Source organism: Ascidiaceihabitans donghaensis, from assembly GCF_900302465.1.
GTDB lineage: Bacteria > Pseudomonadota > Alphaproteobacteria > Rhodobacterales > Rhodobacteraceae > Ascidiaceihabitans > Ascidiaceihabitans donghaensis.
This window is the reverse complement of sequence record NZ_OMOR01000001.1, coordinates 716,209-740,852: the sequence shown is the minus strand read 5'-3', so window position 1 is coordinate 740,852 and position 24,644 is coordinate 716,209. Positions and strand designations below refer to the sequence as shown.

25 protein-coding genes are annotated in these 24,644 nt (G+C 56.2%); 4 read left to right on the top strand and 21 right to left on the bottom strand.

Going from position 1 to position 24,644, the window contains the following annotated elements; translation table 11 throughout:
- Window positions 1–2 precede the first annotated feature (2 nt).
- The 15 genes from ribD to ASD8599_RS03595 all read right to left on the bottom strand — a co-directional run bounded on the left by ribD (window position 3) and on the right by ASD8599_RS03595 (window position 14,116).
- On the bottom strand, window positions 3–1,097 hold the full coding sequence (gene ribD / locus ASD8599_RS03665; RefSeq protein ID WP_245925918.1) for a bifunctional diaminohydroxyphosphoribosylaminopyrimidine deaminase/5-amino-6-(5-phosphoribosylamino)uracil reductase RibD: 1,095 nt from the start codon (window positions 1,095–1,097) through the stop codon (window positions 3–5).
- Window positions 1,094–1,564 carry a transcriptional regulator NrdR gene (gene nrdR, locus ASD8599_RS03660; protein WP_108827280.1) on the bottom strand — a complete coding sequence of 157 codons (471 nt, stop codon included), beginning with the start codon at window positions 1,562–1,564 and terminating at the stop codon, window positions 1,094–1,096. Before nrdR ends, ribD begins: the two co-directional genes overlap by 4 nt.
- A gap of 120 nt (window positions 1,565–1,684) precedes the next feature.
- On the bottom strand, window positions 1,685–2,098 hold the full coding sequence (locus tag ASD8599_RS03655; protein WP_108827279.1) for a secondary thiamine-phosphate synthase enzyme YjbQ: 414 nt from the start codon (window positions 2,096–2,098) through the stop codon (window positions 1,685–1,687).
- Window positions 2,099–2,142: 44 nt separating this feature from the next.
- A complete protein-coding gene (locus ASD8599_RS03650; RefSeq protein WP_108827278.1) occupies window positions 2,143–2,541 on the bottom strand; it encodes a hypothetical protein in 399 nt (132 codons plus the stop codon).
- 68 nt (window positions 2,542–2,609) lie between these two features.
- Window positions 2,610–3,005 (bottom strand): hypothetical protein, encoded by a 396-nt coding sequence (locus ASD8599_RS03645; protein WP_108827277.1) that lies wholly within the window; start codon window positions 3,003–3,005, stop codon window positions 2,610–2,612.
- 20 nt (window positions 3,006–3,025) lie between these two features.
- Window positions 3,026–3,430: a hypothetical protein gene (locus ASD8599_RS03640; protein ID WP_108827276.1), complete on the bottom strand. Its 405-nt coding sequence runs from the start codon at window positions 3,428–3,430 to the stop codon at window positions 3,026–3,028.
- Between the two features lie 70 nt (window positions 3,431–3,500).
- Window positions 3,501–3,968 (bottom strand): thiol-disulfide oxidoreductase DCC family protein, encoded by a 468-nt coding sequence (locus tag ASD8599_RS03635; RefSeq protein WP_306418862.1) that lies wholly within the window; start codon window positions 3,966–3,968, stop codon window positions 3,501–3,503.
- A gap of 60 nt (window positions 3,969–4,028) precedes the next feature.
- Window positions 4,029–6,014, bottom strand: coding sequence for an RNA polymerase sigma factor RpoD (gene rpoD, locus ASD8599_RS03630; RefSeq protein WP_108827274.1), 1,986 nt, complete (start codon window positions 6,012–6,014; stop codon window positions 4,029–4,031).
- Between the two features lie 138 nt (window positions 6,015–6,152).
- Window positions 6,153–8,159 carry a DNA primase gene (gene dnaG / locus ASD8599_RS03625; protein ID WP_108827273.1) on the bottom strand — a complete coding sequence of 669 codons (2,007 nt, stop codon included), beginning with the start codon at window positions 8,157–8,159 and terminating at the stop codon, window positions 6,153–6,155.
- 50 nt (window positions 8,160–8,209) lie between these two features.
- Window positions 8,210–8,521, bottom strand: coding sequence for a hypothetical protein (locus tag ASD8599_RS03620; protein WP_245925917.1), 312 nt, complete (start codon window positions 8,519–8,521; stop codon window positions 8,210–8,212).
- A gap of 40 nt (window positions 8,522–8,561) precedes the next feature.
- Window positions 8,562–9,107, bottom strand: coding sequence for a sarcosine oxidase subunit gamma (locus tag ASD8599_RS03615; RefSeq protein WP_108827272.1), 546 nt, complete (start codon window positions 9,105–9,107; stop codon window positions 8,562–8,564).
- The gene (locus ASD8599_RS03610) at window positions 9,100–12,018 is read right to left on the bottom strand and encodes a sarcosine oxidase subunit alpha family protein (RefSeq protein WP_108827271.1); all 2,919 of its coding nucleotides are present in this window, start codon (window positions 12,016–12,018) and stop codon (window positions 9,100–9,102) included. Before ASD8599_RS03610 ends, ASD8599_RS03615 begins: the two co-directional genes overlap by 8 nt.
- Entirely contained in the window at window positions 12,015–12,281 is a 267-nt protein-coding gene (locus tag ASD8599_RS03605; RefSeq protein ID WP_108827270.1) for a sarcosine oxidase subunit delta, read from the bottom strand. Before ASD8599_RS03605 ends, ASD8599_RS03610 begins: the two co-directional genes overlap by 4 nt.
- A gap of 85 nt (window positions 12,282–12,366) precedes the next feature.
- Window positions 12,367–13,620, bottom strand: a complete 1,254-nt coding sequence (locus ASD8599_RS03600; protein ID WP_108827269.1) for a sarcosine oxidase subunit beta family protein — start codon at window positions 13,618–13,620, stop codon at window positions 12,367–12,369.
- A 133-nt stretch (window positions 13,621–13,753) separates the two neighbouring features.
- Window positions 13,754–14,116, bottom strand: a complete 363-nt coding sequence (locus ASD8599_RS03595) for a response regulator transcription factor (protein ID WP_108827268.1) — start codon at window positions 14,114–14,116, stop codon at window positions 13,754–13,756.
- A 199-nt stretch (window positions 14,117–14,315) separates the two neighbouring features.
- Here ASD8599_RS03595 and ASD8599_RS03590 point away from each other — a divergent pair, with 199 nt between their 5' ends.
- The 3 genes from ASD8599_RS03590 to ASD8599_RS03580 are packed head-to-tail and all read left to right on the top strand — an operon-like array spanning window position 14,316 to window position 17,342.
- Window positions 14,316–15,266 (top strand): threonine-phosphate decarboxylase, encoded by a 951-nt coding sequence (locus ASD8599_RS03590; RefSeq protein ID WP_108827267.1) that lies wholly within the window; start codon window positions 14,316–14,318, stop codon window positions 15,264–15,266.
- Window positions 15,263–16,171 (top strand): adenosylcobinamide-phosphate synthase CbiB, encoded by a 909-nt coding sequence (cbiB, locus tag ASD8599_RS03585; protein ID WP_108827266.1) that lies wholly within the window; start codon window positions 15,263–15,265, stop codon window positions 16,169–16,171. The genes ASD8599_RS03590 and cbiB overlap by 4 nt, the downstream gene beginning before the upstream one ends.
- 10 nt (window positions 16,172–16,181) lie before the next feature.
- Window positions 16,182–17,342, top strand: coding sequence for a lytic murein transglycosylase (locus ASD8599_RS03580; RefSeq protein ID WP_108827265.1), 1,161 nt, complete (start codon window positions 16,182–16,184; stop codon window positions 17,340–17,342).
- Here the strand turns inward: ASD8599_RS03580 and smc are convergent, their stop codons facing one another.
- Entirely contained in the window at window positions 17,343–20,798 is a 3,456-nt protein-coding gene (smc, locus tag ASD8599_RS03575; protein WP_108827264.1) for a chromosome segregation protein SMC, read from the bottom strand.
- A 136-nt stretch (window positions 20,799–20,934) separates the two neighbouring features.
- Window positions 20,935–21,333 carry a hypothetical protein gene (locus ASD8599_RS03570; protein WP_108827263.1) on the bottom strand — a complete coding sequence of 133 codons (399 nt, stop codon included), beginning with the start codon at window positions 21,331–21,333 and terminating at the stop codon, window positions 20,935–20,937.
- A gap of 155 nt (window positions 21,334–21,488) precedes the next feature.
- On the opposite strand from ASD8599_RS03570, the gene ASD8599_RS03565 reads away from it, so the two are divergent.
- On the top strand, window positions 21,489–22,259 hold the full coding sequence (locus tag ASD8599_RS03565) for a FadR/GntR family transcriptional regulator (RefSeq protein ID WP_108827262.1): 771 nt from the start codon (window positions 21,489–21,491) through the stop codon (window positions 22,257–22,259).
- Between the two features lie 108 nt (window positions 22,260–22,367).
- On the opposite strand, the gene ASD8599_RS03560 is transcribed toward ASD8599_RS03565, so the two are convergent.
- From ASD8599_RS03560 to ASD8599_RS03545, 4 genes are all read right to left on the bottom strand, one after another.
- Entirely contained in the window at window positions 22,368–22,937 is a 570-nt protein-coding gene (locus ASD8599_RS03560; protein ID WP_108827261.1) for a F0F1 ATP synthase subunit B, read from the bottom strand.
- A 4-nt stretch (window positions 22,938–22,941) separates the two neighbouring features.
- Entirely contained in the window at window positions 22,942–23,475 is a 534-nt protein-coding gene (locus ASD8599_RS03555) for a F0F1 ATP synthase subunit B' (RefSeq protein WP_108827260.1), read from the bottom strand.
- 126 nt (window positions 23,476–23,601) lie between these two features.
- Complete coding sequence (locus tag ASD8599_RS03550; protein ID WP_108827259.1) at window positions 23,602–23,826, bottom strand: F0F1 ATP synthase subunit C; 225 nt, start codon at window positions 23,824–23,826, stop codon at window positions 23,602–23,604.
- A gap of 67 nt (window positions 23,827–23,893) precedes the next feature.
- Window positions 23,894–24,643 carry a F0F1 ATP synthase subunit A gene (locus ASD8599_RS03545; protein ID WP_108827258.1) on the bottom strand — a complete coding sequence of 250 codons (750 nt, stop codon included), beginning with the start codon at window positions 24,641–24,643 and terminating at the stop codon, window positions 23,894–23,896.
- Window position 24,644 lies beyond the last annotated feature (1 nt).

The window sequence follows — 24,644 nt, the reverse complement described above, 5'->3', positions numbered from 1 at the left end:
GATCAACGCACCCAAGTCGTGACTGTGTCGGGACCAATCATTTGCGTACCGCTTAGGGTAAACCTGCGGGCCTCTTGTAGATGCGCCAGCCCCAAAGCCCCCATGTTCGGAAGGCCTTCAGCCCCGATCGTCATGCCTGCAGTGAAGGTGATAAGGCGGTCCACCAGATCATTTTCGATCAGCGTTGCGGCCAACGCACTGCCACCTTCACAAAACACGCGGGTCAGCCCATGCCCACCCAATTGTGCCATGGCATCGTCCATATCCAGCTGCGTGCCTGACGCGCGACACGACAACAGCGTGGCCCCCAAATCCGCCCACGTGCGTTGCAGCGTCTTGTCTGCATCTTTGCCGTGGCACAAGATCAACGGTGTTTCCTTGGCAGTCCGCGCCAGCGTTCCCATCAAGGGCAGGTCAAGGCGGCGCGAAATGACCACACGCGTGGGTTGGTAATCCACCCCCATATCACGCACTGTCAACGACGGATCGTCATGGCGTGCAGTACCACCCCCGACCATCACTGCATCATGACGGGCCCGCATCACATGCACCATGCGGCGTGACTGCGCCCCTGTGATCCACTGGCTTTCGCCTGATGCTGTGGCAATACGCCCGTCAACGCTGGAAGCCAGTTTCAGCGTCACCATAGGGCGGCCCATCACTGTACGGCGTAAAAAGCCGTCGTGATCGGCAAACGCCTGATCCCCCAAAAGTCCTGTTTCAACAACAATCCCTGCGTCACGCAACATCTGAGCGCCCAACCCATCGACACGTGGGTCACTGTCAGGAATGGCCATCACAACACGGGCGACACCCGCATCAATCAAAGCCTGCGCGCAGGGGGGCGTTCTGCCGTGGTGTGCACAGGGTTCCAACGTCACAAAAACATCTGCACCGTGCGCCGCACTACCGGCTTGGGCCAAGGCCATGGGTTCCGCATGGGGCACGCCGCCCTGTTGTGTCCAGCCGCGCCCGACGATCCGCCCGCCAGACACAATAACGCAGCCCACAGCCGGGTTCGGCCATGTGCGTCCTTGTCCGCGCCGCCCCAAAGACAGGGCCAGCGCCATGTAGCGTGTGTCGGAGGCTTGCGTCACTCGTCCGCGGACGTTTCAGGTGGGCGCAGTTCTGCGACGAACTTGTCAAAGTCGTCAGCCGCCTGAAAGTTCTTGTAGACGCTTGCAAAACGCACATATGCGACCGTGTCGATGCGGTTCAGCGCTTCCATCACGATCTCGCCGATTTGCTTGGACCCGATGTCTGTTTCGCCCATGCTTTCCAAGCGCCGCACGATACCCGAGATCATCTGATCAATCCGTTCCGGATCGATTGGCCGCTTTTGCATGGAGATCCGGATGGAGCGTTCCAGTTTATCGCGATCAAAATCTTCGCGTTTTCCATTGGTTTTGATCACAACCAAATCGCGCAATTGCACGCGTTCATAGGTGGTGAAGCGCCCGCCACATGCAGGGCAAAACCGCCGCCGCCGGATCGAAACGTGATCCTCCGCTGGGCGACTGTCTTTTACTTGAGTATCAATATTTCCACAAAATGGGCAGCGCATTGGCCGTTCCCCTATTCTATAAGTCCCGCCTGATTGTGGGGTTCACGCCCCACTTATCCACAGTTATAGGCCAACCGCTAGGATTTGGGTAGGGGGGAAATACACCCCCAAAATAGGGGATTAGCTGCCGGCGAAAAAAGCGGCGATGCGGCGCAAATGCGGGGCCGTGCGATGTTCAAAAAGGTAGATGCCTTGCCATGTTCCCAATCGCAAAACACCGTTCTGGACCGGAATGCCAAGCGACACAGGCAGCATTGCAGCTTTTATATGGGCAGGCATGTCATCTGGCCCCTCGTAAGTGTGTTGAAGATAGGCCATGGAGGGATCTGTCGTAGGCGGCACCAACCGCGCAAAGAATGCCTGTAGATCGGTTTGTACTTCAGGATCGGCATTTTCCTGAATAACCAGCGACGCAGACGTATGTTGCACCATAAGCGTCAACAGCCCGTCACGGCGTGGCACCCAACGGGCCACGTCTGCTGTAAATTCGTATAGGCCGGCGCCCTGTGTTGGCACGTCAAAGGTGGTTTGCATAGCGCCCATTGTGTCCACGACGCCGAACGGGCGCAAGGCCGCTGCTACTTTGTAGACCGCGTAAATGCGTCCCGGCAGTACCGCCGTGCAACAGCTGAGGTTCGGCTTAGGCCAACCGCATCCACTTTCAGCGTCAGCCCGTTTTCAACCTTTGGCACCGAAGTGCCGTTTGTGGTAAATACAACGCCTTTGCGACCTGACGCTGTCCGGGCGGCCCCCCGCGGGCTGCGCACATAGATGCGTGTGGTCTCAGGCAGGCCCTGACGGTTTTCAATATAGCTCGCGGCAGCACACCAAAACTCTGCGGCAGCCATATTCTGGCCTTGAATGACCTCAAAGTCAGATGCGTTCAACGCATTGATCTGAAACCTTTTTTCTTCACCCACAGTCGCGGCAAGCCCCATTGCAGGGCTCATCGCCAGTACCAACAGAATATATCTCATGCTGAATGCCTCCTGCGCGATGAGTTAGGGCATCCTTTGCAAAAGTCACGCTACAGTTCCCGCACCTGTTACCGCGAGTTAATAATCCGGGCATCGTGGCAGAATTGATAGGCGTGGTTAACAGACAAGCTGCTGCCAACGCTGCGCAACGAACTGCCAACGATCAAAACCGATCCACTGCTGCCATCACGGCCTTTGAGCGCGAACACCACCGGACCGCGTTTCGAAGTGCGTGCTTGATCCACGACAAGGCGTTCACTGCCCCGCGCCCCCAAAACATCCTGTGCGTAATCAGAGGCGGCACACCACATCCCGCGCGCCCCTTGGCCTTCGCCATTGGAAATACTGAAGGTGTTGCCTTGCGCGGGTGTCACCACCACGCGGTTTTCGGCCCGAAACGTCTGGGCCTGAACGGGAACGGCAAAAAGCGCTGTCGCGATGAGAACTGATAGAACTGTCTTCATTTGTTTAGACCTTTCGAAGTTTAAAAATTGTTGTCCGGAAATACATCGTAATCGCGGCAAAACTGCAGCGCATGGATGACCGGCAAACTGGCACCGGCGCGACGCACTGTCACAGACACACTTTGCGTTGGGTTTTCTGGCGCCTGCGTGGTGAACACGACACCCTTTCCAGAATTTTGGGTCACGCTTGGGCCGCGCGGCGTATCCACATAAAGGCGCCCTTTGTCCTGACCCAACGTATAGACAGCATACCGCGCGGCGGCACACCACATGCCACGCGCCCCCTCTCCGCGGGCTTCAATGACTTCAAACTGGGTCGCGGACACGGGGTTCACTGTCAGGCCGGGGTCAAAATAAAACCCGTTCGCCCCCGCATTCAGAGGGGCAAGGGCAAGTATTGCAGCAGCTAGGTATCTTAACGGCATGACTGTATCCTTTGCATCTTTAACACATATAGGGCGAGTTTTATTCACGCCCAAATCACGAGGCAGTGGGTCAAAACCCGTTTTTCAAAAACCGTGCGCGCAGTTCAGCATCTGGAACCATGCAGGTGTCGTACCGCCCGAACACCCGAAATCTGTTGCGGCGTATGGTTTTGTACAGGGGGGATTTGATCCAAGCAGGCAGAAAACGTGCGACACCCAACGCTTTCCAAGGCCAATTCAATTCCTGCATAGCCATCGAAAAGGCGTCCAGCTCCTGATGGATTTGCCCGTCTACAATCACCAGATTGGTTTCGAAATCCGTAAGCGCCAGATTAAGCGCCGCATAAAGCCGTTGCCCCAACGGCGACTGTGCTGTCGCAAAATTGAATGAGTCATTGCGTCGATACATGAAGCGGAAAAAGCCGGAGCACAAAACGCATTCTGCATCAAAGACGATCAGGTCGCTGCCGGCCAGTTCCACAGCCAAAGCATCAGGAAGGGTAGAGCGCGGGTTTTCCATACACCCAATATATGACAAAGCGCCGCCTCTTTACAGAGACGACGCCAATGTGTCGCAGACCTTCAGATATACGTGCAGTTACTGATCCAGGAAGGATCGCAATTTGCGCGAACGGCTTGGGTGCTTCAATTTGCGCAGCGCCTTCGCCTCAATCTGACGAATACGTTCGCGTGTCACAGAAAACTGCTGCCCCACTTCTTCCAAAGTATGATCCGTGTTCATGCCAATACCGAAACGCATCCGCAAGACGCGTTCTTCGCGTGGCGTCAGGGATGCCAGAACCCGTGTTGTGGTTTCTTTGAGGTTCTCTTGGATGGCGGAATCCAGTGGTAGAACCGCGTTTTTGTCTTCGATGAAATCGCCCAATTGGCTGTCTTCTTCGTCGCCAATCGGTGTTTCCAAGGAAATCGGCTCCTTGGCAATTTTCATCACCTTGCGCACTTTTTCCAAAGGCATTTGCAGCTTTTCTGCCAATTCCTCGGGTGTGGGTTCGCGACCAATTTCGTGCAACATCTGACGGCCGGTGCGCACAAGTTTGTTGATCGTTTCGATCATATGCACAGGAATACGGATGGTGCGGGCTTGGTCAGCAATAGAACGCGTGATCGCCTGACGGATCCACCATGTGGCGTAGGTCGAGAACTTGTAGCCGCGGCGATATTCGAACTTATCAACCGCCTTCATCAGGCCGATGTTCCCTTCCTGAATAAGGTCAAGGAATTGCAGACCGCGGTTGGTATATTTTTTGGCGATCGAAATAACGAGACGCAGGTTCGCTTCGACCATTTCTTTCTTGGCCTGACGGGCTTCTTTTTCGCCTTTCTGAACTTGCTGCACGATGCGGCGGAATTCGGAAATATCAAGACCAACGTACTGACCCACTTGGGCCATATCTGTGCGCAGCTCTTCAACTTTTTCAGCAGAGCGTTCGATAAACATCTGCCAGCCGCGACCCGCCTTTTGGCCCATTTCCTCAAGCCAGTTGGGATCAAGTTCACGACCACGATAGGCATCGACAAATTCGCGGCGGTTGATACGCGCTTGGTCAGCCAGTTTCACGATGGAGCTGTCGATTTGCATGATGCGACGGTTGATGCCGTAAAGCTGGTCAATCAAAGCTTCGATACGGTTGTTGTGCAGGTGCAATTCGTTCACCAGCAAAACGATTTCGGAGCGCAGCTTTTGGTAGGTGCCTTCGTCTTTGGCAGAAAACGACCCGTCTTCGTTCAAGGTCGCAGAAATCCGGCTGTCTTGCATTTCAGACAACAGTTCATAGTCGTGCGCGATGACTTCAAGCGTTTCTAAAACCTGCGGCTTCAATGCAGCTTCCATCGCAGCCAGCGACATGTTGGCCTGTTCGTCTTCATCGTCGTCATCGTCGTCATTTGATGCAATCGGGTTGCCGTCGGCATCCAGTTCCTGCTTCTTTTCACCTTCGGCTGCGGGGGCCGCGCCTGCAACTGGAACAACGGGCGTGGTTTCTTCTTCCTCGCCCATCTGGTTTCCAAAAGTCGCCTCAAGGTCAATCACGTCACGCAGCAAAATGTCTTCGGACAAAAGTTCGTCGCGCCAGATAGTGATCGCTTGGAAAGTCAACGGGCTTTCGCACAGGCCCGCAATCATCGTGTTGCGGCCGGCCTCGATGCGTTTCGCAATTGCGATTTCGCCTTCACGCGACAGCAGCTCAACGCTGCCCATTTCACGCAGGTACATCCGTACAGGGTCGTCAGTGCGGTCCAGCTTTTCCTGACCCGTAGAACCCAAGGTCAGATCACGGGTGCCTTCCGTGGTGACCAGATCGGTGGCGCCTTTGGCTTCTTCTTCTTCCGCGTCTTCATCTTCGATAATGTTGATGCCCATCTCGGATAGCATCGACATAACATCTTCGATTTGCTCGGAACTTACCTGATCGGGGGGCAAGACGGTGTTCAGCTGATCATAGGTGATGTAACCCTTTTCACGGGCTTCACCGATCATCTTTTTGACGGCGGCTTGGCTCATGTCCAGGGACATTTCAGCGTCTTCACCATCGCGTTTTGCGTCGTCGTTGTCTTTCGCGGCCATACGTCATGCTCCTAACAAGGGCGCCCCAAGTGATTCGCGGATCGAATCAGTTAGAGAATCATTCACGCCTTCGGGTGATTCGGCCACCCGTTTACCGTCTTTTTCCTAAGGAAACCTACCCAAATGTCACGAAAATCGTTAACTCGGGCCGGATTTTGAAAACCGAATCGAATCCATCAGCGTTTCAAAGGCGCTGCGTTCATCGCGGCTGATGCGGGCGCCGTTCTGGCCCACATCGAATTCTCCACTGTCTTCTGTGTCGCTGCGCACGGCTTGTTGTGCTGCTTTTGCGGCCTGGCTGAGCCGCCATGTGACCCCTTCATCGGCCACGCCCGTTAAATCTTCTGCCGCATCGGCAATCTCTGCGTCCAGTCCACGGGCCGCTTCAAGTTTCGCGAGTTCCTCGGCCACGGTCAAACGGGCCTTTTCAACATCGCCGGGTGTTCGGATGCACGGGACGATTGCGACATGGCTGGCATTCAGAAGATTATCAAGGGCATCCGGCCCCAGTGCGCTGTATATATTTTCACGCAACACCTCTGCATCCCGCCCGACACAGCGCAGAATCACGTCCCGCAAGATGCGGTGATCCTCATCACGACACAGCATATTTTCGATGCCAGTCTCAAAATCCTCGATCACAGCTGGGGTCGTGATCAGCGCGGCCAAAATAACAGCTTCACGCAAATGCGCATCAATCGTGTCATCTTGTGCGCGGCCAACCAAAGCTGACGATTTGGTCGTTGGCATAAAACTGTGGGTCTGTTCCCACGTGTTGGCACCAGCGCCCTTGCGGCCGAACCCTTTGCCGGAAAAGCCGCCTTTGCCGCCACGCGGTGCCCCACCGCTGTTGCCGCGTTTGGGGCTGAACAAGTCCCAACGCATGTCTTTGATCGCTTGCCCGTAATGTCCTCGGATGGACGGGTCTTTGATCAGTTTGATCTTTTCACGCAGCGCTTTGTCCAGCCCCGCTTTGCGCTCTGGGCTGTCAAAGACTTTGCCTTCGGTTTCGCGCTGCCACAGCAGGTTGACCATCGGCATGGCCTCATCCAACAGCTTTTGCAGCGCAGGCGCACCATGGGCCTTAAGCAGATCATCGGGGTCCCGACCGTCTGGCATGATGGCAAACCGCAAAGACTGTCCCGCTTCCAGCAATGGCAAAGCCAAATCGATCAACCGCATGGCCGCGCGCAAACCGGCCGTATCGCCATCCAGCGCAATGATCGGTTCGGGGGCAATGCGCCACATCATCTGCAACTGGTTTTCCGTGATGGCCGTGCCCAGGGGGGCAACACTTGCCCCAAAGCCGTATTCAGCCAAGGCAATCACATCCATGTACCCTTCTGCGACAATCAACGGTTGACCTTTGCCTGCAGCAGTTCGCGCGGGCCCGTGATTGTACAGGCTGCGACCTTTGTCAAAAAGCTCTGTTTCGGGTGAGTTCAGGTATTTCGCATTGTCATTCGGGTCCATAGCGCGACCGCCAAAAGCGGTACACCGGCCACGTGCGTCACGGATTGGAAACATGATGCGGCCACGAAAGGTGTCGTAAGGCTTGCCACCTTTCTGGCTGGGTTTCGCCAAACCCGCGGCCAGAATAAGATCGGGGGAGACACCTTTGGCGGTCAGATGATCCCAAAGCCCTTGCCACGCATCAGCTGCAAATCCGATTTCCCAACGCGCCTGCGCTTCAGCGTTCAAACCGCGCCGGTCCAGATAGTTGCGCGCGTCGGTTGCGGCACCTGTGTTCAAAGACATGCGGAAGAATTTTACCGCCTGTTCCATGACATCGGCCAATTCCGTGCGGTGATCGGATTTTTCCTGAGCCTTGGGGTCGCGTTCAGGCATGGGCATTCCAGCTTCGCCCGCCAGAATTTGAACCGCCTCCATGAAGCCCACATTTTCCGTTTCGCGCACAAAGGAAATGGCATCTCCTTTGGCGTGACATCCAAAGCAATAGTAAAAGCCCTTGCGATCATCTACATGAAAAGAAGCACTTTTTTCCTGATGGAAGGGGCACGGGGCCCACATATCGCCTTTGCCTTGGTTGGACTTGCGTGGGTCCCACATGACTTTACGCCCGACCACTTGGGACAAGCTTAAGCGTGTACGCAGTTCGTCAAGGAATCCGGGGGGCAGGCTCATATCTTATATATTGGGGCACACAGCGCCAGAGTCGAGTCCACCCCAAGCATTTAAGAACCGATGCACGCTGTCTTCCATTGCGCACCCAAATCGGTGTTTTTGAGATCGCGGCGTTTGACGTCATAGATTGGACCGGCCAGCACAGGCACAATGTTGTTGTATTTCTCGGGCCACTCGGGGTTCGTCGCGGCAATAGCTTCGACCACATTGGCCTCTTTGACACGATCAATACGGGCTTGCTGGATGGCCGCGACCACTTCGGCTTGATATGAGCAATCTTGTTCTTTGCTTTGGTTGGCAACCGCAGTCGAAGCTGTGGCGGCTGTCAGGGCAAAAGCTGTGGCAATCATAAAGGCGCGCATGGGTGTCTCCGGTCACAGGAAGGGAATCGTTTGTCCCAACTTATCCGCGCGACGCGACACCTGCCATGGCCTTTTCCAAATCGTGCAGTAACGTCTGCGCCATGGACCGGAACACCAGTATCAAAAAGCTGTCGACACCGATGCGCGTAATAGATCCGGCCACATGCATGATGTCGGTGCGGGCGGTGTGCCCGCGTTTGAATTGGCTGTCACGCATATCTATCGGCGTAAGGCGCGCAAGGACGTCACGGGCAGCCGCACCCGACAGCTCGACCACCGCCCAAGCATCCGACTGATCTGTGACGGCACACAGGCGCGCCAACCCTGCATCGGGCTCTGGTCCCAGCAACACCGCTTGTTCACGTCCAAACCAGATCGCACGTGCACCGTCTTTGCCAGTTGCACGGTTGGGGGCGGGAAAGGCCATGCCGTGCGCCACTTTCAGCGCATCGGACACCGCTTTGGTCTGACCCTTGTAAGGTGCGAGAGACGTCAGGCACTCCACAGACACTTCGCGCAAGGTCATCGCACCTATTGTGATAGGCACCACACCATCCATCGGTGTTTTCGGTTTCAAATCAACCACGCGCCCGCTCCCCCTCTTGATCAAAAAACACCGGATGGCAGACTTCGACCACAGTTTCGATGCCGCGCACCGCATCTACCATTTTCAAGCGATCTCCTTTCCGCAAAGCACCACCACGCACAAAACCAAGCGCCAGATAATGCCCCATAGTAGGCGAGAAAGCGACCGAGGTCAGATATCCAAGTCCATGTGGGGCGATGGGCTCTGCATCCTCTTCATACAGATGTGCCCCAGCCGTAAGCTGTTTGACGGCTCCGACAGGCTTGAAGCCCATCATTTGTTCGCGGTCTTCGTCGAGAAGCCCCTCGCGGTGCGCCATAACCTTGCCAAGGCACTCTTTCTTTACGCTGACCATCCGCCCCATGCCGACATCAAAGGCTGTCACACGTCCATGGATTTCGGCATGCGTGATAAAGCCTTTTTCGATACGCAGAACATTCAATGCTTCCATCCCGTAAGGTCCGCCACCCAGCGCCTCGGACCGTCCGACCAATTCGCGGAACAACGCATCACCATAACGCGAAGGCACAGCAATCTCGTAAGCATGCTCTCCAGAAAACGATATGCGGAACAACCGCCCCTGCACTCCGCCAACGGACACTGCGCCGCAGGCCATAAATGGCCAGCTTTCGTTGTCGATTGGCACATCCAGAACACCGTTTAAAAGGGCACGCGCCTGTGGACCCGCAACGGCAAACTGCGCCCATTGTTCGGTCACGGACGCAAGACGCACATCCCAGTCGGGGCGCACCACTTGCGTCACAAATTCCAGATGACGCATGACGTCGCCCGCCGCAGCTGTGGTCGTGGTCATGACATAGTGATGTTCACCCAATCGCGCGGTGGTGCCATCATCCATGACGTGACCGTCTTCGCGCAGCATCAAGCCATAGCGCGTGCGCCCGACCTTCAGGGTCGAAAACATGTTGGTGTAAACATAATCCAACAGCGCCGCCGCATCGGGGCCCTGAATGTCGATCTTGCCCAAAGTGGACACATCACACACGCCAACAGTTTCACGAACATAGCCAACCTCACGGTCACATGATTGCCGCCAGTTGGTTTCGCCGGTGATAGGGAAATAACTGGGCCGGTACCAAAGACCCGCCTCAATCATCGGCGCGTTGCGATCTACTGTCGCGGCATGGCTGGTGGTAAAGCGTTCCGGCATAAAACCTTTGCCCTCTGCCCCCGCGCCATACGCCGCGATGGCCACAGGGGAATAAGGCGGACGGAATGTCGTGGTGCCAGTTTCGGGAATACCGCGCCCTGTGGCATCCGCCAAAATTGCCAAAGCCTGAACGTTAGAGTTTTTACCCTGATCGGTCGCCATACCTTGGGTCGTGTAACGTTTCATATGCTCGACCGAACGGAAGTTTTCGACAGCCGCTTGCTTTACATCCTTCACAGACACATCGTTCTGAAAATCAAGCCACGCCCGCCCCTTTCCGGGGACGGCCCAAAGCGGCTCTAACGCGTAGGCGCTGTCATCGGCGTCGGGAACATCCGCCGCCGCACAGCTCAAAATATCCGCCGCTGCCTGTGCCCCGCTACGCAAACAGGCCGCCGTGGAAAAATCACCGTTGCACGCACCGGCTGCCACCAGCCCCGGCACGGCATCCGGTGTCGGCACAAAGCTTGCAATACTGGCATCCCACGTTGGTCGCCCGTTCATGTGACAGGTCATATGCACCGTCGGATTCCACCCGCCTGACATCGCCAAACAATCCGTGGCGATGTTTTCAGTTCCGGAGGCCGAGCGCACCGTGATGCTTTCCAGCAACTTGCGCCCGCTTGTTCCGGACACATGGGCCCCTCGTATCAGGTGGTAATCGCCACGCGCTTCAGCTTGGGTGCGGCTGTCGATGACAGCGGCCACATGAACACCTGCGTCCATCAAATCAACGGCTGTGCGGTGCGCATCATCGTTATTGGCAAATACAGTCACCGCCTTGCCCGGCGCCACGCCCCATCGGTTCAGATAGGCCCGCACCGCCCCTGCCGTCATAATGCCCGGACGGTCGTTGTTTTGGAACGCTACGGGGCGCTCAAGGGCGCCCGCGCACAAGATGGCGTGTTTGGCAGCGATCCGCCAGAATGTCTCAATCGGGGCTTTTCCATCACGCAAAGACGTGTGGTGATTGACACGTTCCAATGCGCCAAAGGTGCCTTGATCGTAGGCACCCGTTACGGTGGTGCGGCGCATCAATCGCACATTGTCCATCGCCGCCAACTGCGCCACGACGCTTGCAGCCCAATCGGCGCCTGGCTGACCATCAACCTGCAAGGTCTCGGCGTTCAGGCGGCCTCCCATTACAGAATCTTCATCGGCCAAAATGACATCGGCACCGGCCTGTGCAGCAGTCAAAGCCGCCATTAAACCGGCAGGCCCCGCCCCAATGACCAACACGTCACAATGGGCGAAGGCGCGTTCATAGGTGTCGGCATTGTCTTCACCGCTCAAAGCACCCAGACCGGCAGCGCGGCGAATAATTGGCTCATAGACACGTTCCCAGAAAGCGCGCGGCCACATGAAGGTTTTGTAGTAAAATCCGGCACCCAAAAACGGCGCCGCAATATCGTTGATGGCCATCACATCAAATTCAAGCGATGGCCATGCGTTTTGTGAGCGGGCCTGCAAACCTTCGTACAGCTCTTGAACAGTGGCGCGAACATTCGGGTCTGTATGGCCCGCAGCGCCCACCGTCACAAGGGCATTGGGTTCTTCACTGCCGGCTGTCAAAATTCCGCGAGGGCGGTGGTATTTGAAGGATCGGGCGACCAAACGGACATCATTGGCCAGCAATGCCGACGCCAACGTATCCCCCTGAAACCCGCGATAGCTGTTGCCATCGAAGGTGAATGAAACGGGCTTACTGCGATCAACGCGACCTTTCCCTGCAATTCTCATGGCGCAGTCTCCTTGCGGTCCACCGCCAGCTTTGCATCCAATATTTCATGGGACACAGTGTTGCGGGTGACCACAAGCCAAGCGCCACACCCTTGGGTGTGATGCCAGAACTCTTGCACCTCGCCGGGCAAGTTATCACGCAAATGAACGTAGTCCGCCCAAGCCGCCTGATCCGCATCTGATGCCGGTCGCGGCAACGCCGTCCCCTGACAATAGAATTCGCGCAAATCACGCGTACCACACAATGGACAAGGCAACCGCATCAGGTCTCTCCTAAAAAGAGCACACGCCCTTCATTCATTTTCCTAAAAACATCCTCGCCGGAGGCTCCCCACATCGCAAACATCCTCAATGCAAATTGTGCTGAGACCCGGTGGCCTCTTCATCCATGATGCCACGCCCCGTGCGAAAGCGGTCCAGACGATGTGCCGCAGCGGCCTTGTGGGGACGATCCGTCGCGATCAAATGCGCAAACACATGACCAGATCCAGGCGTGGCTTTGAAGCCCCCGTAACACCAGCCACAATTCAGATACAGGCCGTCAATGTGGGTTTTGTCGATGATCGGTGAGCCATCAAAAGACATATCCATAATGCCGCCCCACGACCTAAGAACCCGGGCTTTGGTGATCATGGGCATCAAGGTCATGGCGTTTTCAATGACGTGTTCTGCCATGGGCAAATTACCCCGCGCGGCATAGCTGGAATAGTAATCCAATGCCCCCCCAAATACCAAACCGCCTTTGTCAGACTGGCTGATATAAAAATGGCCCATCGGGTAGGTGATGACAGTATCAATGCAGGGTTTCAGCCCTTCTGTGACAAAGGCCTGAAGCACGTGGCTTTCGATAGGCAATCGCATGCCCGCCATAGCGGCCACCTGGCTAGAACGTCCCGCCGCAGCCATGCCGATTTTTTTGGCACGGATCGGGCCGCGTGTGGTCTGAACCCCACAAACCTTGCCATCGACGATATCAATACCTGTGACTTCACACTGCTGAATAAGATCAACACCGCGCTGATCTGCTGCACGCGCAAATCCCCAAGCCACAGCATCGTGACGCGCAGTGCCGCCACGCGGATGATACAAACCGCCGTAAATCGGGAACCGTGTCTGATCAAAATTCAAATAGGGGATCATTTTGCGCACAGCCGCGTTGTCCATCAACACAGCATCGTCACCTTGGGATATCATCTGGTTGCCACGGCGCGCCGCCGCATCCCGCGCTCCGTCAGAGTTGAACAGATTAATGATGCCACGCTGCGAATGCATCACATTGTAGTTCAGGTCCTCTTCCAGACCTTCCCATAGATTCAACGAATGACTGTAAAATTCCGAGTTGCCCGGCAGGCCGTAATTGGCGCGTACAATGGTTGTGTTACGCCCGACATTCCCGCCGCCGATATAGCCTTTTTCCAAAACGGCCACATTGGTGATGCCATGCTGGGATGCCAGATAATGGGCTGTCGCTAGACCGTGCCCCCCTCCTCCGATGATGATCACATCATATTCGGATTTCGGCTGAGGATCACGCCAATGGGGTTTCCACCCCTTGTTGCCGGTCAATCCCTCTTTCAGAACCCGCAGGCCGGAAAAACGCATGTACTGTACCCCCATGCACGCGACATCGCGCACTTGGTCACAGACCTAGCAACAGATGGGCTGCAGGCTCAATCACTTTCCGACATAGTTTTTGTCGACACGCGACCATCTACGTGTCCGGAGTTGCCCGCGCTCAGTGCGCCACAGCGTAATGGGCTACCATAGCGGTCAAGTCTTCTGGGGGTGTTGCGCTTTGCACATAAGCACATGCGTTGTTGGCATGCGCAAAGATTGATCCGTCCGAGAAGAAGCTGGTATTTGTGACAAAAATTACCCGCGCGTCCGGATGGCGGAAACTGGCAAAATCCGAAATCGCCAGCGCACTGCCGTCCGGCAGCACCAAATCCAAAATGATAATATCAGGTGAATGGTCTGTAAGATGCGAAATGGCTTCGTCATGGCCCGTCACCAATGTGACGATCATACCATTTCGTTCCATATGCTGTTTCCAAATGGCACCCAAATGTGCCTGGCTTTCGACAATTAATACGTTCATATTTTCCTCCGCGCCGAGAGTGAATCGACTGCGTCCCAATGCACCACCAATAACTTCCCAAGGTCTTAACAAGTTATTAACTGGACACCGCGATCATTAACCTGTCTTGCGATAAAATGAAAATCAGGCCGGTTTTCGCTAGATGTGACCCCCTTCTAAGCAGTATTCCGCTTAAAATGAACCCAGAAGGCCCAAAAAAATGGTGAACAAACGTGATCACGGAGGCGGCTTGGATGCAGCGATTCTGTCTTATGGCGGCCAACGCAGCACATGGATCGACCTTTCAACCGGTATCAATCCGGTGCCGTATGGTATTCCGGAAATTGCAGCCGACGGCTGGACAGCTTTGCCTGACCGCGCTGCGGCGGATGCACTGATCGAAGCTGCGCGTCAGTTCTGGCATGTGCCACACTCTGCGTCCATCATCGCAGCTCCCGGTGCGTCATGCTTGATCGCCAACATGCCCTATTTGTCAGCTGCCAAAACCGTCCATATCCATGGCCCCACCTACAATGAACACGCCGCAGCCTTTGTTGCCGCAGGCCAAACAGTTTCCCAAGACGGCACCCGCGCCGAAACCTGTGACGCGCAGGTTGTGGTACATCCCAACAACCCCGACGGAAAGCTTTGGGATGCAGGTGACATCACAGCGCCTTTCAAGATCATCGACGAAAGCTTTTGCGACGTATGCCCCGACGCATCCCTTGTACGGCGAACGACTGAGCCTTACACGATCGTTCTAAAAAGCTTTGGTAAATTCTGGGGTTTGGCAGGCCTGCGTTTGGGCTTTGCGATTGGGCAGCCTGATCTTATCGCAACACTTTCAGATCGCCTTGGACCGTGGCCCGTGTCAGGCCCCGCATTGCAAATCGGAACCGCAGCCCTGCGGGACGAAAACTGGGCGGCACGGACCCGAACCCGCCTAGGCCAAGACACCGAACGCCTTGATGCATTGATGCAGGCAAAAGGGGCTAAACCTTTGGGCGGCACCACGCTGTTTCGCTTGTATGATGTAGGCGATGCACACGCCTATCAGGACAAGTTGGCACAAGCCCATATCTGGTCGCGAATTTTCCCGTATTCGGATCGTTGGCTGCGCCTTGGGCTACCGCACCCCACGCAATGGGACCGCCTGGAGGCGGCACTATGAGCACCGCCATCGCCTTAAGCCTTGCCCTGATTTTGGATGCTATCGCTGGAGAACCCAAGTGGCTTTGGTCGCGCCTGCCCCATCCTGCAGTCTTGATGGGCAGAGTGATCGGATGGTGTGACCAAAAGTTCAACACCCAAGCCCCGTCGCGGACGACGGGCATTTTGATGATTGCGGCGCTGGTTTTCGTGGCAGGCTGCATCGGCGTACTGCTGTCTTACCTCGGCAGTGTTGTTGGCATTTTAATCGCAGCCATCCTGATCGCCCAACGGTCATTGGTGGATCACGTGGCGCGGGTGGCCAGTGGATTGCGGATGTCTTTGCCCGAAGGACGGCGGCAGGTCGCAATGATCGTCGGGCGTGACACGCGCGATATGGATGCCTCTGCCATCGCCCGCGGAGCCATCGAAAGCGGTGCAGAAAACCTGAGCGATGGCGTCATTGCCCCTGCCTTCTGGTTCCTTGTTGCGGGGCTGCCCGGTTTGTTGATCTACAAAATCGTCAACACCGCAGACAGCATGATTGGATACCTGACACCACGCCATGCCGCCTTCGGGTACGGGGCTGCAAAGCTGGACGATCTTCTGAACCTCGTTCCTGCGCGACTGACAGCACTGCTTATTGCTTTTGCGGGCGGTGTTTTGCGCGATTGGAAGGCAATTTCCCAAGAGGCGGGGCAACATCGGTCCCCCAACGCGGGATGGCCCGAGGCCGCCATGGCCCGCGCGATCAATGTCGCTTTATCCGGTCCGCGGGCCTATGAGGGCGAAATGCGGGATTTCCCATGGGTCAACGGTCAGGCAAACCATACCATCGGCGCAACACAGATTGACGCCGCCTGCACAATGCTATGGAAAGCGTGGGGCAAAGCACTTGTGTTGTGCGTGATCATTGCCCTGTTTTAAAAGGAAGCCCATGCGCCTTATCGCCTTTGTCACCGCCCTTTGTTTGCCTGCCATGGTCCATGCCCAATGTGGCGGGTCCTTCAACCAGTTCAAAGCCGGTATAAAATCCGAAGCCGTGGCAAAAGGCATTCCAGCCGGAACAGCAGATGCATTTTTGAAAGGCGTGCGGCAGGACAAGAAAGTGCTGAACGCGGATCGGGCCCAAGGTGTTTTTCAAAAACCTTTCATCGAGTTTTCGCGGCGCCTGATTTCAAACAGCCGTATTGAAGCGGGGCGCAAAAATGCACGGCGCTACGACAATGTGTTCGATCAGGTCGAAGCCTCCTATGGTGTCAATCGCAACGTGCTTTTGGCGTTTTGGGCGTTTGAAACCGACTACGGCGCTTTTCAGGGCAATTTCAACACCGCCAACGCGCTGGTCACATTAGCCCATGATTGCCGCCGTCCAAATCTGTTTCGGCCTCAGGTTTTTGCCGCAATGGAATTGTTCAAACGCGGTCAATTCAACCCCGCCACAACCACGGGCGCATGGGCCGGCGAAATCGGCATGGTGCAAATGCTGCCATTGGACATTATCGAGAACGGCACCGATGGCGACGGCGACGGGCGGGTATCGTTGAAAACCTCTGCACCTGATGCGCTGACATCGGGTGGCAAAATGCTGCGGTATTTGGGATGGCGGGCAAATGAACCTTGGCTGCAAGAAGTCACAGTGCCTGCGTCAATGGACTGGTCACAAAGCGGTTTGAAAACTGTGAAACCCGTAGCCGACTGGCAAGCTATGGGCGTGCAACCACGCAACGGGCGCCTCGCCAAACTGCCAGCATCGCTGATTTTGCCGCAAGGACACAAAGGGCCGGCCTTCTTGGCTTACCCCAACTTCAATGTCTACTTCGAGTGGAACCAATCCTTTACCTATGTGCTGACAGCCGCCTATTTCGGCACGCGCTTGCAAGGGGCACCTGCTTACAATGCAGGCAAGCCGGACACAGGATTGTCAGGGGATCAAATGAAGCGCCTGCAGAAGAAGCTGCAAAAGCGCGGCTACGATGTCGGAAAAGTCGATGGTATTCTAGGCGCACGCACCCGCGACGCGGTTCAAAAGGAACAGCAAAGACTGGGATTGCCAGCCGATGCGTGGCCCACGCCTGCGTTGCTTAAAAAGCTCTAATCAAGCCACCATTGACGCCGCTTTTTTCAGGTCAACCGAGACAAGCTGACTGACACCTTGTTCGGCCATGGTCACGCCAAACAGGCGGTCCATACGCGCCATGGTGACTGCGTGGTGCGTGATGATCAAAAAGCGGGTGTCTGTCTGGCGGCACATCTCGTCCAACAAGTCACAAAACCGCGTGACGTTTGCGTCATCCAAAGGCGCGTCCACTTCGTCCAGAACGCAGATCGGGGCGGGGTTGGCCAAGAACACCGCAAAGATCAAGGCCATGGCGGTCAATGTCTGTTCTCCGCCTGACAACAGGCTCAGCGTGCTTAGTTTTTTACCCGGAGGTTGGCACATGATCTCAAGGCCAGCCTCTAGGGGGTCATCGCTTTCGACCATCACCAGATTGGCTTCGCCGCCCCCAAACAAATGCGTAAACAGCAGCGAGAAATTGGCGTTGACCTGCTCGAACGCAGTCAACAGCCGTTCACGCCCCTCGCGGTTCAAACTGGCGATGCCAGACCGCAGCGTTTTGATGGCCTCTTCCAGATCCGCCTTTTCATGCACCAGTGTGTCGTGTTCTTCTTGCACTTCTTTGGCGTCTTCTTCAGCACGCAGGTTCACAGCACCCAAAGCATCGCGTTGCCGTTTCAACCGGTTCACATCGGCATCCAGCACGTCCACATCCGGCATGTCTTCGGGGTTCAGATCCAAAGCAGTCATAAGCTGGTTGGGCGTTTTTTGTTGATCCTCAGCAATACGTTCGGCGGCGGCAGAAACGGTTTCACGCGCGGCTTCCGCACGGGCCTCGGCACGGGCACGGGCTTCGCGGGCTTCCGATGCGGCCCGTTCCGCCTCGCGTTCTGCAAGGGTTGCATCGCGCAGAACGCCTTCGGCGACACTTAGCGCGTCGCTGGCAGCTGCTTTGCGTACATCCGCTTCGGACATCGCCTTGCTTAATTCATCACGCTTGGCGGCCAATTCGGCCGGAGCGGCCTGCGCTGTTTTCAATTCAGCTTCCGACGCTTCTTTGCGTTCCACAAGTTCGGCTGTGCGCTTTTCCGCGGTTTCAAGACGGTGACGCCAACCGCTGATTTCTTTGGTGATCTCTTGCGACCGTTTCAGGCGGGCTTCCCCTTCGCGCCGCACCTCATCATGGGCAGACCGGCGCGACATCATTGTGATCCGCGCGGCTTCAACCGTCATACGCAAATCATCAACGCTGGCACGTTCGGCGTCGACATCGCCCAGCTCAGCCAAAGCCCGTTCGGCTTCCAGAACCCGAGATCTGGCGCCCATGGCCTCTTCTTCGTGGCGTTTCACAGCCAAGCCCAACGATTCCAAACGGCCCTGCGCCAAATTGCGGTCTGCCTCGGACCGGCTTAACGCCCGGCCTGCATCCGCCACCAACTGATCGGCCTCGCGCCGCGCCAGACGGGCCGCGCGGTCGGCTTCTGTCAATTCTGCCAAACGCGTGGTCAACGCCTCATGGGCGCCACGCGCACCTTCTGCGCGCTGGCTGGCTTGTTCCAGCGATTGCTTCAATTCTTCCAGTCGGTTGAGCTGTTGCAACCGCAATGCCGCCGCACTTGGGGCGTCTTCCGCCCAAGCCCGAAAGCCGTCCCACCGCCACAAATCGCCTTCCAAAGACACCAACCGTTGCCCGGGCTGCAGCAAAGGCTGCAAACGCGGGGCGTCTTCGGCATCACACAGGCCTATCTGGCTCATGCGGCGATGCAAAACATCTGGAACCGACACGTGTTGCGTCAGAGGGGTCGCACCGCCCGGCATCGCCTGATCGTGGTCATAGGCTGGCAACACAGCCCAGCCAGATGGTCCATCCTCGGCCACTTCGGGCGCGCGCAAATCATCCGCCAGCGCAGCCCCCAGCGCTTTCTCAAAACCCTGCTCCACCTGCAAACGATCCAGAATTTGGCCACCCTCTGCGGTATCGCGTTCCACCAGCTTGGCTAAAGCACCGGTTTCCGCCCGCAGCGCGTTCATCTCACCTTCCGCTTCAGAGCGTTCCGCGCGGGCATCCGCTTCGCGCGATTGCGTCTCGGCGCGGGCCGTTTCCGCTGCAAGCAAAGCATCATCGGCACGTTTTGCAGTCACTTCTGCAGCTTCCGACGCGGATTGAGCCGCGACAAAATCTTCACCTGCTTTTGCCAAGGCTGCGTCACTTTGGGCAACGGCATCACGCGCTTTGGCGGCTTCCGCTTCGGATTTCTCTTCCGTTTTGCGGCTGTCATCCAACAAACGCTGCGCAGATCCGTGACGCGCTGCCAAACGGGCAACATCTTCGGTCTTTTGACCCAAATCAGCTTCGCGAGCCTGCAAGACATGTGCCGCTTCGCTGGCAGCCTCTGCGGCCTGCGTCAAACGGTCGTCATGGCCTTCGCTGGCTTTGGTGATTTCGCGCGCCTCCCATTCCAGACGCTCAATCGTTTCCCCCGCATCTTTGTTCAAACCGCCTTCGCGTTCGATGTCGCGGGCCAATTGTGTGATGCGGTTGGTTAAGGTCTGTATGGTTTGGGCAGCTTGGGCTTCTTGATCACTTAACGTGTCACGTTGCACCGCCAACCTTTGCAACACCGCTGCTGCAATTGCTTCTTCTTCGCGCAATGGCGGCAAAGCTTCTTCTGCACCAGCGCGGGCTTTTTGCGTGCCCTGCACCAACGCCTCGGCTTGCGCGGCCGCCGTCACACGTGTGCGCAGCGTTTCATCCGCCACCGCACGCGCATCATCCGCTTCACGCCAACGGCGGTACAAAAGCGCCCCTTCCGTCCGGCGCAATTCATCACCGATTTCGCGATAGCGTGCGGCTTGGCGTGCTTGACGTGCAAGCTGCGCCAACTGATTGGCCAGTTGTTCAATGACATCATCAACACGCGCCAGATTGGTTTCGGCACCTTTCAGTTTCAATTCCGCCTCGTGGCGGCGCTGATACAATCCGGAAATCCCCGCAGCCTCTTCCAGAATACGCCGGCGGTTTTTGGGTTTGGCGTTGATCAGTTCTGAGATTTGACCCTGACGCACCAGCGCAGGCGAATGAGCGCCGGTTGACGCATCCGCAAACAACATCTGAACATCGCGCGCACGCACGTCCTTGCTGTTGGTTTTGTAGGCGCTGCCCACGTCGCGGGTGATGCGGCGCACAATCTCAAGGGCGTCCTGATCGTTGAACCCCGCCGGAGCAAGTCGTTCCGAGTTGTCGATGTGCAGACTGACTTCGGCAAAGTTACGTGCAGGCCGTGTCGCGGCACCAGCAAAGATCACATCCTCCATGCCCCCACCACGCATCGCCGTGGGGCGGTTTTCCCCCATCACCCAACGCAGGGCTTCCAGCAAATTGGACTTGCCACAGCCATTTGGTCCAACAACCCCTGTTAGACCATCTGCGATGATCAGGTCGGTTGGATCAACAAAGCTTTTAAAGCCTGTCAGCCTGAGTTTCGAAAAGCGCAACGAAGGTCCTTTGGGTGATTCCAATATCGTCCAAAGGGTGGGGGTACAGTGCGGGGTCTGTCAACGCTTGGACACAACCATCAGCGGCATTGCGCGACTTATCCACAATATATTGCGGTTTTAGTGGGGTGTTACCTTAGTATGGGTCACATTGAACGGTGAAGTCACCATCGTTGCCGATCCCGTCAATGGAATAGCAATCGTAAGACACCGGCGCCCTTTCGGGAACTTCCTTGGCCCCTGCCCCGCAATCCAGATACCCGCGCACAAGCGCTGCATCTCCGGTGATCCGTGCGACCTTACAACCGCTGACCTGTTCCATTGCCACTGTGGCACGGTCCCCGATTGGTCCCAGCCGTGGCGCATATTGCGCATTGGTACGCAACGCTTCGGCCTGCAACGCTTTGACACGCACATCAAAGGTTGATCCATCAACAGTGACCCGAGTGGCAGGCAGTCCCGCAAAGTGTGGGCTGGGCGTGTCACAAGCTGCCAGAATGAACACGAGCACGGTAAAGAGAATATATTTCGCCATGCCAAACTGTGGCCTGATGTTGGTTAACGATTAGTGAACTTTCTGCGACAGGGTGCGATTCGCATAAAAGACGCTCTGCACCGTGCTATTGTCGCAAATCAATTTGCCCTATTGGCGCGTTGGTCATATATTTTTACCAATCAAGGATAGATTATATGCCCTTCCAACTGGTCCAACCCGAAAAACTATCCGGTGCAGTCGTGCGGCAGATCGAGGAACTGATCCTGCGCGGTGTCCTCCGGCCCGGAGAGCGATTGCCCCCCGAACGCGAATTGGCTGAGCGCTTGGGCGTGTCGCGTCCTTCCCTGCGTGATGCTTTGTCAGCGCTTCAAGACTCCGGTCTATTGGCCGCGAAACCGGGCGCCGGTGTGTATGTGGCGGACGTTCTTGGATCCGCCTTCGCCCCCGCATTGACACAGCTTTTTGCGCGACACGACGAAGCCGTATTCGATTATCTGTCTTTCCGGCGCGATCTGGAAGGTCTGGCTGCTGAACGGGCCGCGCGTCTTGGATCACAAACCGACTTGAAGGTGGTACAAGCGGTGTTCTCGAAAATGGAATCCGCCCACACCAAACGCAATTCCGACGAAGAGGCACAACTGGATGCGCAATTTCACATGGCCATCATCGAAGCTAGCCACAACGTGGTTATGCTGCATATGATGCGGTCGATGTACCAGCTTTTGCGCGACGGTGTGTTCTACAACCGCCAAGTGATGTTCCGCCAGAAGACCACGCGATCCGTTCTGTTGGATCAACACCGCGCTATCAATGACGCGTTGCAAACGCGCGATGCGGAAGGCGCCAAGGCGGCCGTTCATGCACATATGGATTTCGTCGAAAAAAGCTTACGTGATCAGCAACGGGCAGACAGAAACGAAGATGTCGCACGGCTGCGGTTGGATCACGAGGAAAGCAAGCCCTAGGCCCTTTGTCACGAAGGCTTCCGTGCTGCAGGACCCAAAAGGGACACATCCCCACAAAAAAAACCCGGCACATTGGCCGGGTCTTATGTAGCGTCAAGAGGGCTGCGATCAGTGCAGTTTAGACCCGACTTGTGAAATCGCATCGTCAATCAGCGCATTGCTGTCTGCTGCCGTCATCTGCTTGGCGATCACATCGCGCGCCGCGGAGACCGCGATAACGATGGATTGATCCCTTACTTCTTTCACAGCAGAGGCTTCAGCGGACGCAATCTGGTCTTCGGCAGCCGCCAAGCGACGTTCGATAGACTTGGCCAGATCTTCTTTGGCTTGCTCCGCTGCAACGTTGGCTTCTTCCTTTGCGGACGCAACGATACGGTCGGCTTGCGCCTGTACTTCTTTTTGCTTCCGCTCGTAGTCTGCCAGCAGCGTTTGCGCTTCTTCGCGCAGGCTTCGGGCTTCGTCGATCTCGGATTTGATGCCATCGGCACGCGCATCCAACATACGACCCAACATTGAGGGCACTTTGAAGTAGAACAAAACACCGATGAAAATGATGAACCCGAGGGTCACAACAAAATCAGTGTTCTTCAACGAAAAGAAAGGACCGGACGCGGCAAATGCCGGACTGGCCAAAAGACCAGCAATGGCGGCGGTCAGAGCGGTGAATACTGTACGCATCTGATTACCCTTTCATCCGTGCGGTCACAGCGGCTGTGATGGATTTGGCGTCTGCTTTGCCACCCATTGCTGCAACGATTTCTTTTGCAGTATCTTTGGCAACATCTTTGATGCTGTCCAAAGCCCCTGCACGAATTTCTGCGATGGCTTTTTCGCCTTCCGCTGCTTTGGCGGCGATTTGTTCGTCCGCCTTGGCAATGGCTGCGTCCAAGTCGGCTTTGATACCGGCTTTGGTTTCTGCCACGATGCGGCCTGCTTCGGCGCGGGCATCAACCAGCGCTTTGTCGTAGGCAGCTTCGGCGGCTTTAGCTTTGGACTTCAGGTCCTCTGCGGCAGCCAAATCATTTGTAATCGTTCCCTGACGTTCAGCCAGAACCGACGCAATACGCGGCAGCGCAATGCGGGACAGAACGAAGTAGATCACGATCAGGGTGATTACCAACCAGAAGATCTGGTTGCCCCATGTCGAGAAGTCCAGCTGCGGCATGCCTGGCCCTGCGGCGGCACCTTCAGCTGCGCTAGTTGTATCGGTTGCCATCTCGGTCTCCGGTCAAAACGCCCAAACGGGCTGTCATTACATCGGGCAATGCGCGTGAGCGCACCGCCCGACCGTAAGGAACTGGTGCCAGCGCGAACGCGCAAACACCGGTATTTTGAAGCGGTCTTAGACGGCGAACATCAACAGCAGAGCGACGAGGAACGAGAAGATCCCCAAAGCTTCTGCAAACGCGATACCGATGAACAGTGTCGCTGTTTGGGATGCTGCAGCAGATGGGTTGCGCAACGCGCCTGCCAAGAAGTTGCCGGCAACGTTACCAACACCGATCGCGGCTGCGCCGGAACCGATTGCTGCGAGGCCTGCGCCGATGTGTGCGAGTTCACCTTCCATGAGAATTCTCCTTACGATGGAATGTTGAGTGATAGAGTAGAGCGAACAGCACGTCCGCCCGTTGTACTTAGTGAGACGGGTGAAGCGCGTCTTTCAGATAGACACACGTCAGAATTGTGAAAACGTAAGCTTGGATAAAGGACACCAAGATTTCCAAAGCGTACATTGCTGTGATGCCAAGGATTGCGACGGGGCTAACCACTGCGATTGCTGCGAAGCCCGCGAACACTTTGATCACCGCGTGGCCCGCCATCACGTTGCCTGCCAAACGAATGGAGTGGCTGACGGGGCGCACGAAATAAGAAATGATTTCGATGATCGCCAAGATCGGGCGCAAGGCCAGAGGTGCCGAAGCAACCCAGAACAGGCCCAAGAAACCCGCACCGTTTTTGACAAAACCCACGATGGTGACTGTCAAAAACACCGCCATAGCCAGCACAACTGTCACAGCGAAGTGCGACGTTGGCGTGAAGGAACCTGGGATCAGACCAAGGAAGTTGGCGCAGACGATGAACATAAACAATGTCATAATGTAGGGGAAGTAGCCGATGGCGTCCTTGCCTGTAACGTCTTCAACCATCTTGTAGACAAAACCATACGCCAGCTCGGCGATGGATTGGCCGCGCGATGGAACCACTGAACGGTTGGATGTGGTCAGGACCATCAGGCAAATCACGGCTACAATGGCCAAAATCATCCACATAGCTGCGTTTGTAGGTGTGTACCAAGTGATCGGGCCGCCAAACAGCGCCTCGATGTTGAACTGGTCCATTGGGTGGAATTCCAACCCGCCGCCTGCTGTCGCTTCGCTTGCCATT